At 60.8% G+C, this 13,461-nt stretch carries 13 protein-coding genes; 2 read left to right on the forward strand and 11 right to left on the reverse strand.

Annotated elements, in window-relative coordinates; translation table 11 throughout:
* Nucleotides 1–5 precede the first annotated feature (5 nt).
* Nucleotides 6–680 (forward strand): TetR/AcrR family transcriptional regulator, encoded by a 675-nt coding sequence (locus tag IGS58_RS12225; RefSeq protein ID WP_070259458.1) that lies wholly within the window; start codon nucleotides 6–8, stop codon nucleotides 678–680.
* On the opposite strand, the gene IGS58_RS12230 is transcribed toward IGS58_RS12225, so the two are convergent.
* From IGS58_RS12230 to IGS58_RS12260, 7 genes are all read right to left on the reverse strand, one after another.
* Nucleotides 643–1,323, reverse strand: coding sequence for a DNA alkylation repair protein (locus IGS58_RS12230; RefSeq protein ID WP_230521522.1), 681 nt, complete (start codon nucleotides 1,321–1,323; stop codon nucleotides 643–645). The two genes, IGS58_RS12225 and IGS58_RS12230, sit on opposite strands and share 38 nt — an antisense overlap.
* Nucleotides 1,324–1,507: 184 nt before the next feature.
* Nucleotides 1,508–2,284, reverse strand: a complete 777-nt coding sequence (locus IGS58_RS12235; RefSeq protein WP_034756072.1) for a peptidylprolyl isomerase — start codon at nucleotides 2,282–2,284, stop codon at nucleotides 1,508–1,510.
* Nucleotides 2,285–2,400: 116 nt separating this feature from the next.
* A complete protein-coding gene (locus tag IGS58_RS12240) occupies nucleotides 2,401–3,180 on the reverse strand; it encodes a peptidylprolyl isomerase (protein ID WP_034784620.1) in 780 nt (259 codons plus the stop codon).
* A gap of 113 nt (nucleotides 3,181–3,293) precedes the next feature.
* Nucleotides 3,294–3,596: a BolA family protein gene (locus IGS58_RS12245; protein ID WP_225317325.1), complete on the reverse strand. Its 303-nt coding sequence runs from the start codon at nucleotides 3,594–3,596 to the stop codon at nucleotides 3,294–3,296.
* A complete protein-coding gene (locus IGS58_RS12250) occupies nucleotides 3,593–4,222 on the reverse strand; it encodes a septation protein A (protein WP_070259462.1) in 630 nt (209 codons plus the stop codon). Before IGS58_RS12250 ends, IGS58_RS12245 begins: the two co-directional genes overlap by 4 nt.
* A 74-nt stretch (nucleotides 4,223–4,296) precedes the next feature.
* Nucleotides 4,297–4,698, reverse strand: coding sequence for a peptide-methionine (R)-S-oxide reductase MsrB (msrB, locus tag IGS58_RS12255; protein ID WP_034784618.1), 402 nt, complete (start codon nucleotides 4,696–4,698; stop codon nucleotides 4,297–4,299).
* A 9-nt stretch (nucleotides 4,699–4,707) separates the two neighbouring features.
* Nucleotides 4,708–6,186, reverse strand: a complete 1,479-nt coding sequence (locus tag IGS58_RS12260) for a protein adenylyltransferase SelO (protein WP_442908371.1) — start codon at nucleotides 6,184–6,186, stop codon at nucleotides 4,708–4,710.
* A gap of 225 nt (nucleotides 6,187–6,411) precedes the next feature.
* Between IGS58_RS12260 and IGS58_RS12265 the strand changes: the two genes are divergently transcribed.
* The gene (locus IGS58_RS12265) at nucleotides 6,412–8,064 is read left to right on the forward strand and encodes a 3-(methylthio)propionyl-CoA ligase (protein ID WP_268989827.1); all 1,653 of its coding nucleotides are present in this window, start codon (nucleotides 6,412–6,414) and stop codon (nucleotides 8,062–8,064) included.
* Between the two features lie 103 nt (nucleotides 8,065–8,167).
* On the opposite strand, the gene IGS58_RS12270 is transcribed toward IGS58_RS12265, so the two are convergent.
* Genes IGS58_RS12270 through IGS58_RS12285 form a run of 4 tightly spaced genes read right to left on the reverse strand, consistent with a single transcriptional unit; the run spans nucleotide 8,168 to nucleotide 13,030 of the window.
* Nucleotides 8,168–9,694, reverse strand: coding sequence for a chemotaxis protein CheW (locus IGS58_RS12270; RefSeq protein ID WP_230521524.1), 1,527 nt, complete (start codon nucleotides 9,692–9,694; stop codon nucleotides 8,168–8,170).
* The gene (locus IGS58_RS12275; protein WP_230521525.1) at nucleotides 9,681–10,205 is read right to left on the reverse strand and encodes a chemotaxis protein CheD; all 525 of its coding nucleotides are present in this window, start codon (nucleotides 10,203–10,205) and stop codon (nucleotides 9,681–9,683) included. Before IGS58_RS12275 ends, IGS58_RS12270 begins: the two co-directional genes overlap by 14 nt.
* Nucleotides 10,202–11,026, reverse strand: a complete 825-nt coding sequence (locus IGS58_RS12280; RefSeq protein WP_070259470.1) for a CheR family methyltransferase — start codon at nucleotides 11,024–11,026, stop codon at nucleotides 10,202–10,204. Before IGS58_RS12280 ends, IGS58_RS12275 begins: the two co-directional genes overlap by 4 nt.
* A gap of 3 nt (nucleotides 11,027–11,029) precedes the next feature.
* The gene (locus IGS58_RS12285) at nucleotides 11,030–13,030 is read right to left on the reverse strand and encodes a methyl-accepting chemotaxis protein (RefSeq protein ID WP_230521526.1); all 2,001 of its coding nucleotides are present in this window, start codon (nucleotides 13,028–13,030) and stop codon (nucleotides 11,030–11,032) included.
* Nucleotides 13,031–13,461 lie beyond the last annotated feature (431 nt).

The raw sequence follows: 13,461 nt of genomic DNA on the forward strand, positions 1-13,461 counted from the left end.
CGGGCATGCGGGAAGAAGAGAGCAAGGCTGTGCGTGGACGGGGCCGTCCGGCGCGCCCGCCGGAGGAAGCGCGCGAGGCGGCCGTGCAGGCCGCCACCTGGCTGCTGCTGCACGAAGGCTATGCGGCCACGACCATGGAAGCGGTGGCGCGCCACGCGGGCATGGCAAAGAAGTCGCTGTATCAATATGCGGCCAACCGCGAGGAACTGGTCGCCCTGGTGGTGCGCGGCTGGACGGATGCCTTCCTGCCGGCCATGGCGCAGGATGCGGCCGCGCCTGGCGAAGTGCTGCCTTTATTGAAAGAGATCTTGCAGGCGATGGCGGCGCGCGTGCTGACGGCGGACGCCGTGGGCCTGTTCCGTTTGCTGTGCACGGAGTTTCCCGCCCGCGCCGATCTGCTGGCCGTGTATCAGCGCAACGGCATCGAGCGGGGCACGGCCCTGCTGGCCGAGTGGCTGCGGCGCCAGGCTGCGCGCGGCCATCTGGTGCTGCACGATGGGCAGGAACTGGCCGGCTTGCTGCTGGCCATGGTGATCGCCGAGCCGCTGCGGCAGATGGCGCTGGACTTGCTGGCGCCCGTGCCGTCCTGGGATGCGGCGCCGCGCATCGACGCCGCGCTGCGCCTGCTGGGCGGCTCGGCCTTCAGCGTGGCTGGTGCTTCAGCGCTTCGCGGCGGCTGAGGGGAGAGAGCAGTTGGCGGTGCGCGTTGGCAAACGCCGTCACCGCCTCGGGCGCGTGGCGCGCGTAATCGCGCAAGGCCCAGCCGATGGCCTTGCGGATGAAAAACTCGTTTTCGTGGGCCAGCGCCAGCGCCGCGTCAAATAGCCAGACCGCATCCGTGTTGGCGCGCCAGCCCAGCTGGTGCAGCATGGCGATGCGGCGCAGCCAGAAATCGTCATGGCGCAAGGCCGCGTCCATGTGCGCATGGCCATCGCCGCCGCGCCCGTGTTCCGCCTGCAGCACGTCGCCGACAATGCCCGCCATGCCGTCCACGCTGTCCCACCATGCGCGCTGGCGCACCAGGCCGAGCAGGGCGGGGAGGTGCTCGATGCCCAGCTGGCGCCAGTGCAGGGCCAGCATGTCGAGTGCCACGTGCTGGTATTCGCGCTCCGGCTGCTGCCACAGCCGTTGCGCGTGATCCAGCAGCGTTGCGGGATCGATGCCCGTCAAACCTGCCAGCAAGCCCTTGGCGGCCATCCGCCGCTGCGGCGCGGCCACGCCCAGGAAGATGAACTGGTCGCGCATGTAGGCCTGCATGGGTGCCGCACGGCCCGGTTCGGCCGCCGCTTCCAGCGCGGCCTTCAGTTCTGCATGTAAATCCATCGCATCTCGCTTTTTTCAGACGTAAAAAAAGCGCCCCGAAGAGCGCTCTTGTTCAGCCATCCAAACGGCTGATAGAACCGTAGCGAGCGGCAGCGATTTGTGGCCGAGACGCGCAACCGTGCTGGAGCACGGTGAGCATCGCAGGCCGCAAAGCGCGACGCGCAGTAGCTTATATCAGGCGTTTTTATTGGATTTTGGCTTTCTTCATCAGTTCATCGCGGTAGGCGGCGAGTTTCTTCTGTTGCAGCGACTCGGCCACTTGACCCTTGACTTCTTCCAGTGCCGGCAACTTCGTCGGACGGGTTTCTTCCAGCTTGATCACGTGGAAGCCGAATTGCGATTGCACTGGCGTTTGCGTGACCTGGCCTGGTTTCAGGGCAACCATGGCGTCGGAGAATGGCTTCACGTACGAAGCTGGGCTAGCCCAGTCCAGGTCGCCGCCATTGGCTGCGGAACCGTCTTTCGATACTTTGGCCAGTTCTTCGAATTTGGCGCCGCCTTTCAGCTTGGCGATGATGTCTTTCGCTTCCGCTTCGGTGGCCACCAGGATGTGGCGCGCATGGTATTCCTTGTCGCCCGCTTGTGCCTTGAACTTGTCGTACTCGGCCTTGATTTCAGCGTCCTTGACGGGGTTTTTCTTGACGTAGTCGGCCAGCAGGGCGTTGATGATGATGCTTTGACGGGCATTGTCGATCTGCGACTTGACTTCCGGACGCGTGCCGTAGCCTTGCTTGTCGGCTTCCTGGATCAGCACTTCGCGGCCGATCAGGTCTTTCTTGATGGCTTCGCGCAATTGCGGCGAATCAGCTTGCTTGCCTTGGGCGACGACTTGTTTGACGACCTGGTCAACGCGCGACGATGGGATGGCCTTGCCATTCACGGTGGCCACGTTTTGCGCGAACGCAGGGATCGCTACAACGGCGACCAGGGCTAAGATCAGGCGGGCTGGCTTCAAAATCATGTTCATTCCTAATAAATTTACAAAAACTGATACAAGAGATCGCGACTGCCGTGCAGTTCGCGTTCAGGCGCAGAATACACGACCGGCGCCGAAAAGGGCGCCGGGGAGGTCAGTTCTTATTGAACTTTCGCTTTTTTGATCATTTCTTCCTGATACGCTTGCAATTTCTTTTGCTGCAGCGCTTCGGCGATCTGTGGCTTGACTTCTTCCAGGGTTGGCAGTTTTGCCGCGCGGGTGTCGTCCAGCTTGATCACGTGGAAACCGTTAGGCGTTTGCACCGGGGTGTCGGTAACCTGGCCTTTTTGCAGTTTCACGAAGGCGTCGGAGAACACTTTCGGGAAGGACGATGGCGCTGCCCAGTCCAGGTCGCCGCCGTTGTCGGCCGAACCGCTATCTTTCGATTGCTTGGCCAGGTCTTCGAACTTGGCGCCGCCTTTCAGCTTGGCGATGATGTCTTTCGCTTCCGCTTCGGTGCCCACCAGGATGTGGCGCACGTGATATTCCTTGTCGCCGGTCTGGGCCACGAAGCGGTCGTATTCCGCCTTGATTTCAGCGTCGTTGACGGGATTCTTTTTCAGGTAGTCGCCGACCAGGGCGTTGATGACGATGGCCTGGCGTGCGTTCTCGATTTGCTGCTTGACGGCTGCATCTTTACCGAAACCTTTGTTTTCCGCTTCTTGCATCAGCACTTCACGGCCGATCAAGTCCTTCTTGATCATTTCGCGCAGTTGCGGCGAATCCGGTTGCTGGCCTTGGGCGACGACTTGCTTGACGACTGCATCAACGCGCGACGATGGGATAGGCTTGCCATTAACAACGGCAACATTTTGCGCAAAAACAGGTACCGCGACAACGGCGAGTAGTGCGATCAGCAAGCGGGCTGGCTTAAAAGTCATTATTAAATCCTGTTAGGGAAAGTTTCGTAAAAAACGCATGGAAAGAAAACGCGTGCATGGCGCTTGCAGCAAACGGCATACCAAGTTGCCCCGGTACGCCAAAAACGCCATCCTTACACTACTTCGGATGGCGCCAGTGCCACAATCGCCAATGCATGTATCTCATTATGCATCATATCGTGCACGGAATCATACACCAGTCGATGGCGCATGACGAGCCTGAGCCCCTCAAATTGACTAGAAATAATCCGCAGATTGTAATGGCCTCCGCCGGAGGCGGCGCCCGCATGGCCCCGGTGGCGTGCCGAGTCGTCTTCCAGCACGCATTCCAGAGGAGAAAGTGCTGTTTCCAGGCGGGTACGAATGCGCTGCATGCGCGTTTCCGGAGCGGTGTTTTCGGTGGTGGAGCTCATCATGCGTCTTCCTTGATATGTTTGGCCAGGAACAGGGTTTGCGCGACGATGAAGGCAAAGAAGATGCCCGTCGCGCCAAACGCTTTGAAGCTGACCCAGGCGGCCATGTCGCCCTTGTACAGCACGAAGGCGACGAACAGGTTCAGTGCGCCGATGGCGCCAAAGAAAATGATCCATGCGGCCAGCAACTGGTTCCAGACGGCATCAGGCAACTGCACTTGCGCTTCCATGGTCTTGCGGATCAGGTTTTTCTTGAAACCCACGTAGGCGATCAGGAGTGCCAGGCCGGACAGCCAGTAGATCAGGGTCGGCTTCCATTTCAGGAAGAAATCGTCATGCAGGTAAATGCTGGCGCCGCCGAACACGACAAAGATGAACAGCGACAGCCACAGCATGCCGTCCACCTTGCGCCCGCGCAGCAGCAGATAGCTGACCTGGCAAGCCGTGGCGACGATGCCGACGAGGGTGGCAAGTATCCACGGCGCCTGGTCGGCCTTGATCAGGCCGCCAGACACGAAGCCGGACAAATATTGCTGCACGAAATCGTGCGTGGCCGTTTCATACATGCCGCCCAGTTTAAAAGCGGCAAAGAAGGCGATCAGGGGGAATAGGTCGAATAGAAATTTCATGGCGAGACTTTACACTGGTCTTATAAGAATCATCTTAGGAATGGCTTAGGAGCAACGCCCAAGCCATTGCCAGATCAAGGCTGCGGATCGAAGCGCAAGGAGGCCGAATTGATGCAATAGCGCAAGCCGGTCGGCGGCGGCCCGTCCGGGAAGACGTGGCCCAGGTGGGCGTCGCAGACGGCGCAGACGATTTCCGTGCGCAGCATGCCGTGGCTGCGGTCGACGATTTCCGTCACATTCGCCGGGTCGAGCGCCTGGAAATAGCTGGGCCAGCCGCAGCCCGAGTCGAACTTCGTGTCCGAGGCAAACAAGGGCGTGTTGCAGCAGACGCAGGTGTAGATGCCGTGTTCATGGTGGTCCCAGAACTTGCCCGTGAAGGCCCGTTCCGTGGCCGCGTGGCGCGTGACTTCGTATTGCATCGAGTCGAGCATGGCGCGCCATTCGGCATCGGTTTTTTTGACTTTATTGGTGGTCATAATGACTCCTCAGGATGAGCAACTGACTTCAAGGTGGCTGGCCCAGTCGGGCGGCAGGGCCGCATAGTGCTGGTGTTCGGGCTGTTCGTCAAATGGCTTTTGCAAAACTTCCAGCAATTTCGCCACTTCCGTGTAATCGTGCTGCTGGGCTTTCTCGATGGCCACTTGCGCCAGGTAGTTGCGCAGCACGTATTTCGGGTTAAGCTGGTTCATTGCCGTTTGCCGTTCGGCATCGACGCTGTGCTCCTGCAGCAGGCGCGCGCGGTACGCCGCTGCCCACGTATCGAAGGCGGGGCGGTCGATGAACATGTCGCGCAGCACGGTGTCGTGCTCGGGGGCGGCTATTTCCAGTGTCGCCAGCGCGCGGAAAAAGTTGGTGAAATCCACGTGGTTGGCTTGCATCAGCGCAAACATGCCATCGAACAGTTGCGTATCGTCGTCGTGTTGCGTGCGCAAGCCCAGCTTGGCGCGCAGCAAGGCATTCATCTTCTCCGCAAACGCGGGCTGGTAGCTGTCCAGCGCCGCCTGCGCCTCGCTGACCTCGCCGATCAGCGGCAGCAGGGCCTGGCCCAGCGCATAGCAGTTCCAGTGGCCCACCTGCGGCTGGTTGGCGTAGGAATAGCGGCCCTGCTGGTCCGTATGGTTGCAGATGTGCTCGGCATCGAACGCTTCCATGAAGCCGAAGGGGCCGTAATCGAGCGTCAAGCCCAGGATCGACATATTGTCCGTGTTCATGACGCCATGCATGAAGCCCACGGCTTGCCATTGCGCAATCATGTGCGCCGTGCGCACGCAGATTTCGGCCAGCAAGGCTTGATATGGATTTGATGCAGCGCGCAAATGGGGATAAAAACCGTCGATGATGTAATCGGCGAGGATTTTCAGCTCTTCCGGCTTCTTGCGGTAAAACCAGTGTTCAAACGAGCCGAAGCGCACAAAACTGGGTGCCATGCGCGTCACGACGGCTGCAGTCTCGACGGTTTCGCGCATGATGCCTTGCTGCGAACCCATGATGGAGAGCGCGCGCGAGGTGGGAATGCCCAGCGCCGCCATGGCTTCCGAGCACAGGAATTCGCGGATGGACGAGCGCAGCACGGCGCGGCCGTCGCCCATGCGCGAATACGGCGTGGCGCCGGCGCCTTTCAGCTGCAGTTCCATCGGACCGTGTTCGGTGGCGATGTCGCCCAGCAGGATGGCGCGGCCATCGCCCAGCTGGCCAGCCCAGACGCCGAACTGGTGGCCCGAATACACGGCCGACAGGGGCAGTGAACGCTCGGCAACCGTATTACCGATCAGTAGCGCCACATAGTCGGGCTCGGCCAGATGCGCGCCATCGAGGCCGATGAGGGCTGCGGCTGGTGCGCTGGCGGCCACAAAATATGGGGCGGGCAGGGGCGTGGGCATCAAGCGCGTATAGAACGCGGGCGGCAAGGCCGCAAAGGCATTATCCAGTGGTAAGGTATGAGCGGTGATGGCAATTCCAGTCAGTAAGATGGACCGGCAAGGTGCGCCAGCCTGGAATGCGATTTTACCGCACAGCGCCAGGGCGCGTGGCGGGCGCTGTCGTGGGGAGCAATGCGGCAAAAAACGGAATCAAAAATTCCATGCTGCAATGCAATATCGAAATGCGTTGACGATTTCCGCACGACCGTACGAAACTAAGGAAAATCTTTAACTTCCAACAATAACCGAGTATCCAAACCAGGAGACACGATGTCGGCATTTCCCTTGAGTCCAGTGATGGGCCAGATGATGAATCAGCCCCTGTTGATTTCCAGCATTATCGAGTTTGCAGCGCGTCATTATGGCTGCGGCGAAATCGTGTCGCGCCGGGTGGAAGGCGATCTGCACCGTTATACCTACCGCGATTGCCACCAGCGCACGCGGCGCCTGGCGAATGCCTTGCACGGCCTGGGCATAGGCATGGGCGACCGGGTCGCCACCCTGGCCTGGAATGGCTACCGCCACCTGGAAGCGTACTATGCCGTGTCCGGCTCGGGCGCCGTGCTGCACACCATCAATCCGCGTTTGTTTCCGGAGCAGATCGCCTACATCTCGAACCACGCCGAAGACCAGGTGCTGCTGTTCGACCTGACCTTCCTGCCCGTGGTGGAAAAGATCGCCGCCGACTGCACCTTCGTGCGCCACTTCGTGTTGATGTGCGACCGCGACCGCATGCCCGCCCGCAGCAGCATTCCCGACCTGCTGTGCTATGAAGACCTGATCGACACGCATTCCGACGAGTACGCATGGCCCGTGTTCGATGAAAACTCGGCTGCCGCCCTGTGCTATACCTCGGGCACGACGGGCAACCCCAAGGGCGCGCTGTATTCGCACCGCTCGACCGTGTTGCACGCGTATGCTTCGGCCATGCCCAGCGCACTGAACGTGCGCGCCACCGACACGGTCCTGCCCGTCGTGCCCATGTTCCATGTGAACGCCTGGGGCTTGCCGTATTCCGTGCTGCTGTCTGGCGCGCGCATGGTGTTTCCCGGCGCGGCGCTGGACGGCAAGTCGCTGTACGAACTGTTCGAATCGGAAAAAGTTACGTTCTCGGCCGGCGTGCCCACGGTCTGGCTGGGCCTGCTGAACTATGCCTTGCAGAATGACCTGAAATTTTCCACCTTCCGCCGCACGGTGATCGGCGGCGCCGCGTGCCCGCCGGCCATGATGGATACCCTGATCGACAAGTTCGACGTGGAAGTCATCCATGGCTGGGGCATGACGGAAATGTCGCCGTTGGGCACCACGGGCGGCTTGCAGACCAAGCACCTGGCCATGGACAGGGAAGCGCAGCGCGATATCCTGCACAAGCAGGGCCATGCCATTTACGGCGTGGACATGAAGATCGTCGATGACGATGGCAAGGAATTGCCGTGGGATGGCGTGGCCTACGGCCATTTGCTGGTGAAAGGGCCATGGATCATTTCCGCGTACTACAAGAACGAGGGCGGCGAGGTGCTGCAGGATGGCTGGTTCCCCACGGGCGACGTGGCCACCATCGATGCGGACGGCTACATGCAGATCACGGACCGCAGCAAGGACGTGATCAAGTCGGGCGGCGAGTGGATCGGCACGATCGACCTGGAAAACCTGGCCATGGCGCACCCGGCCGTGCTGCAGGCGGCCTGCATCGGCGTGTTCCACCCGAAATGGGACGAGCGTCCCGTGCTCGTCGTGGTGCTGCGCCCCGGCATGACGGTCACGCGCGAAGCGCTGTTGCAATTTTTTGAAGGCAAGATCGCCAAGTGGTGGACGCCCGACGACGTGCTGTTCATCGACGCCTTGCCCATGGGCGCCACGGGCAAGATCCAGAAGAACAAGCTGCGCGAGCAATTCAAGGGGCACAAGCTGCCGGGAATGTGACGGATCAGCGAGCCTGATTAACCCAACAGCATGGGCTGGGGTCGGACCCTGAGGCTCCGACCCCGGTACTTTTACGCCGTTGGGTTTGCTTTAAGAAAACATTCTAGGCCGCCTGCGGCAGCGCCGAGCCCAGCTTTTCCAGCAGATGGTCGCACTGGAAGACGGACAGGGTCTGGCGCTGCGCCTCCGTGCCGATATCGATCATTTCATCCATTTCGCTGCGCAAGTCGTCATGCTCTCCCGTGCGGATGATTTGCGGCGCCGCAAAGCGCTGGCTGTCGGAGATGGTCATGATGTTGTCGACATGGTCGACGAGAAAGCCGTAGCGCTCGGCGCCCCGTTCCACGATCAAAATCTTGCCCGCGCCCGTGTCCGCCAGCGGCGGCATGGCGTACAGCTGGCGCAGGTCGATGATGCTGATCATTTGCTGGCGCAGGTTGAGCATGCCGCGCATGCAGGCCGGCATGCCCGGTGGCGTGGTGATGGCGCCGCTGAAGTCGATGATTTCGCGCACTTGCCCGATTTCCACGGCGAAGCGGGTTTCCACGGTAAAAGTGATGTAGACGCGGCGCTGCGCCTTGCGCGTGGCGGCGCTGCCCGCTTCCGTGTCGGCCGGGTACAGGCGCGCGTGGCCGTCGCGCATCTCGACGATCTCCGCCTGCGACAGGATACCCTTGTGGTCGAGGAAAATGATGTCGCCCAGACCCTCTTTCGTGATGCAGCCGGCAAACATGGCGGCGCGTGCTTTGCTCAGCAGGGGAATCGGCAGCACCTCGTCGCCAAAGAAATGCACGATGCTGTCGACGGAGTCGACGAGGAAGCCCACGGTCGTATCATCGAGGCGCACGACGATGATGCGCTGGTCGCTGGTCGCCGCCGTGCCGGACCCGGCCGCCTGCAGCAGGGCGCCGAAGTCGACGACGGCCACCTGGCTGCCGCGAAAATGCATGCGCCCGAGGCACAGTTCGCTGTTCAGCAGGGAGCTGTGCAGTTCCGGCACCCGGATGATTTCCTGGATGGCCAGCATTTCGAAGGCAAACGTGGCGCCGGCCGCATGGAAGCTGACGCACTGCCGGCGTTCGCTTTGCGCATGGTAGCGGGCCGAACTCAGCTTGGCGCCCGTCGCCTGCAGGGCCAGCACATGGGGTACGTTTTCGATGCGCAGCAGGGCATGCGGATCGAGTACCTGCAGCAGGCGCGCACCGCCATCGAGCAGGATCGTGCCGGCGATGACGGCGTGGCTGTCGCCGGCCGCATATTGCAGGGCGCTGCGGGCGCTGGCGGGCACGCGCAGGATTTCACCCGTATCCTGGAAGACGATACCGACCAGCACTTGCTGGAAGTCGAGGATGGCGATCTTGTCCGTGGCCACGGCGCGCGGCGCATCGGCGCGGAACAAGCGCCCCAGGTTGACCACCGGAATGACGCTGCCGCGCAAGGTGAACATGCCTTCCAGGTAGGCGGGCGACAGGGGCAGGGCCGTGACTTTCGCGGGGTAATTGACGACTTCGCGGATGCAACTGGCGGGCAGGGCGAATTCATCGTCGCCCAGGTGGAAGGAGCCGAACAGCTCGGCGGCCGTTTCTCCATTGACCTGCGCTTGCAAGCCCGTCGCTTCATGCATATCCATATGCGCCTTCCTTGCGGGGAATTAATTCGGGTTGCGCCACCACATCGGTGACGGCATAGCTGTGACTGGCGCAATCGATCAGCAACTGGCGCCCGTGGCGTCCGCCCAGCGCGCAAAAACTCACCGACAAGCCGCACTGGTCCAGGTATTTTTGCGCCGCTTCCGCATTTTGCCGGCCCACTTGCAATCTCCCATTGCGCGGGCCAAACATGCTGGCGCCGCCCGCCAGCACCACTTCGATATCGGCGTAATCGGCCTGGCGCACACCCATCATCCGCAGCAGCGAAGGCACGGCCTGGCTCACATAGCGTGCCCCCAGACTGCTGTCGGTGTCCGGCGCTTCCGGCAGCAGGCAATGGGCCAGGCCGCAGCAGGGTCCATTCTTCCAGATGAAACCGATGCCGATGCAGGAGCCGAGCAAGGCTTGCAGCTGCTCGCCATGCGTGCCCACGCTGAGTTGCCCCATGCCAACATGGTGCAGCGGCAAGCTAGGGTCGATGATGATGTTCATGCGCTACCCGCCTTATAAATCATGGGAAACTCGAATTGATAGCCGGTACCGAGGCGGGCGATGGTTTCCGACTCGCCCAGGATCAGCCGGCCCTCGTCCTTGAGGCTGAGCCGTGCCTGGCGCAGCACGGTTTCCTGGTGCTCGGCATCGAAATAGATCAGCACATTGCGCAGGAACACCAGGTCGAACTGCCGCGCCGGGCGCAATGCTTCCAGCAGATTGTGCTGGGCAAAGCTGACGTGTTGCCGCAATTCCTCGTTGACTCTGACGCCATGCGGCGAGGGCGTGAAATATTTGCGCAGCAAGTCCGGATGCGACAGGCGGATGCGCTCGACGGAGCGGCCGCTGTACTGGCCGGCCCGTGCCGCGCCGAGGATTTGCTGCGAAATGTCGCTGGCCAGGATCTGGTAGCGGAAAGCGGGCGCTTGCAGCTTGAATTGCTCGCACAGCATGGCGATTGAATACAGCTCCTCGCCGCTGGCGGCCGCTGCCGACCAGATGGACAGGCAGCCGTCCGGATGCGCGCGGGCCCAGGCGGGCAGGTAGCGGTCGCGGAAATAATCCCAGATGGACGGCGTGCGGAAGAACAGGGTGTCGTTGGTGGTCACCAGGTCGATGAAATGGGCCACCTCGTCGCGATCGCTGCTGACGCGCTCCAGGTACGCCTGGTAGCTGTGCAGGGACAGCGCCCGCAGCCGAGGCTGCAAGCGCCGTTCCAGCAAGACGCTCTTGCGCGCCGTCATGGCGATGCCCGTATGCTGGCGCACCAGCGCGATCAGGGTCGTCAGCACCTCGGGCGTCAAGGTGGCCGCGTGGCTCATGGCCTACACCACGAAGCCGGAGACAGTCTGGTTCAGGCTGCCAGCGCGCTCGTTCAAGCCATCCGTCGAGCGGGCGATGCTGTCGCAGTTGGCGGCCGACTTTTCCGTTTCCTCGGCGATGTACTGGATGGCAGTCGACACTTCGCGCGCCGTCAGCAGCTGTTCATTGGCCGCCTTCGAGATATCGGAAATGGCCAGGGTGGTCTTCGCCACGCCCGAGACGATCTTGTCGAAGGCGTCGCTGGCCTGGCGCGAAATCTCGCTGCCAGTGGACACGCGCTTGACGGACTCGTTGATCAGCTTGGAGATTTCCTTGGTCGCTTGCGAGGAGCGCTCGGCCAGCTTGCGCACCTCGTCGGCGACGACGGAAAAGCCCAGGCCGTGTTCGCCTGCACGCGCCGCCTCGATGGCCGCATTGAAGGCCAGCATATTCGTCTGGTTGGCGATTTCGCTGATCACCTTGACGATCTCGCCGATGTCTTCCGACGAGCGGTTGATCAAGTCCATCGCCTCGATCGACTTGGCGACGGCGCGCGCGCCCGCTTCCGCTTCCTGCTGCGTGGCTTTCGCCAGGGAATCGGCATTCGACGTGTTTTCCGCGATGGAATTGATGGAGAACGTCAAACCGTCGATGGAGGCATTCATTTCTTCCACCGTGGCGCCCAGCGCCTGCGTGCCCACGGCCACGCCCGTGGCCCGTTCGGCGATCGCGTGCGAGGCGTCGGCAAAGCCGTTCGCGGCCGACACCACGTTGCCGATCACGCCGCGCAAGTCGACGATCATCTTGCTGATGCCGCCGGCCAGCAGGTCGATCGGCTCGTCGCCCTCGGGCACGATATTGCAGGTCAGGTCGCCTTGCGCCGCGCGCGCCACCGATTCAAGCAGGGCATTGACCTTGCGGCTGTCGTTGGCGGCCTTGGACTGGATGCTGTTTTCCAGGTTTACCTGTTCCGTGATGTCGATGGCGAACTTGACCACTTTATACGGCTTGCCGTTCAGGTCCAGGATGGGATTGTAGGTGGCCTGTATCCACACTACCTTGCCATGGCTGCCCAGGCGCTTGTAGCGGCCCGCGTCGAATTCGCCGCGGTTGAGTTTTTGCCAGAATTTCTTGTACTCGGGGCTGCTCGCGTACTCGGGCTCGCAAAACATGCGGTGGTGTTCGCCCTGGATATCGCTCAAGTCGTAGTCCATGACGGCGAGGAAATTGTCGTTCGCGTCCAGCACATTGCCGTGCATGTCGAATTCGATCACGGCCTGCGCCTTGCCGATGGCGCTGACCTTGCCTTCGTATTCGGCATTGCGCATTTTCAGGGCCGTGATGTCGCTGGCGAACTTGACCACCTTGAAGGGCCGGCCTTCCGCATCGAAAATGGGGTTGTACGAGGCATTGAGCCAGATTTCGCGGCCGTCCTTGGTGACGCGCTTGTATTCGCCCGCGTCGAACTGGCCTTGCCCCAGCTTCTGCCAGAACTGCGCATAGTCGTCGCTCCTGGCGTAGTCGGGCAGGCAAAACATGCGGTGGTGCTTGCCCTTGATCTCGTCGAGCGTGTAGCCGACGGACTTGAGAAAATTGTCGTTGGCGTCGAGGATGGTGCCGTCGAGCCGGAACTCGATCACGGCCTGCGCCTTGCTGATGGCGTCGATCTTGCCTTCATAATCGGCGTTGCGGCGCTTGCTGGCCGTGATGTCGGTGGCAAACTTGATGACTTTATACGGCTTGCCGTCCGCATCGAGGATGGGATTGTAGGACGCATTGATCCACACTTCGCGCCCATCCTTGGCGCGGCGCTTGTATTCGCCATGGTCGAACTCGCCACGTCCCAGTTTGGCCCAGAAGGTGGCGTATTCGGCCGTTTTCACATAGTCGGGGTCGCAGAAGATGGCATGGTGCTTGCCTTGCACTTCGTCCAGGGTATAGCCGAGGACGCGCAGGAAATTGTCATTCGCATGCAGGATGGTGCCGTCGAGTTCGAATTCGATGACGGCCTGGACACGGTTCAATGCAGTATTTATCGCTTGTAAGTCCAGATCCTGGGAGTGGCTGACATGGCTGGCTGCGTCCATAGTATTTCCTTCGGGGTGAGAAGAGGAATGGGAACGATAAGGCTGCTGTTATTATTTTTTCTGCTATCCATATAAGGCAGCGATGTTATTGCATGGATCGACATCTGGTGATAATCGGTGAGAATGTGCGCGATCAATGGCCGCCAGTGTTTGCCCTGCGGTTTGCCCTATAGTGGATAAATTGTAGAGTATTGATTTGAATCAACAATTTGATTATTCCCCAGCATCTGGCGAAAAACAAGGGGCGGAAATAAATAATGTCAAAACTGTCGTAATTGACCCATGCCGGCATATAACAAACCCATTATTTTGCATAATAAAACGCCGTTATTATTATTGTGCTTTTATTATTTAAATGAATATCCAAG

It is taken from the genome of Janthinobacterium sp. EB271-G4-7A (assembly GCF_020858075.1).
GTDB lineage: Bacteria > Pseudomonadota > Gammaproteobacteria > Burkholderiales > Burkholderiaceae_D > Janthinobacterium > Janthinobacterium lividum.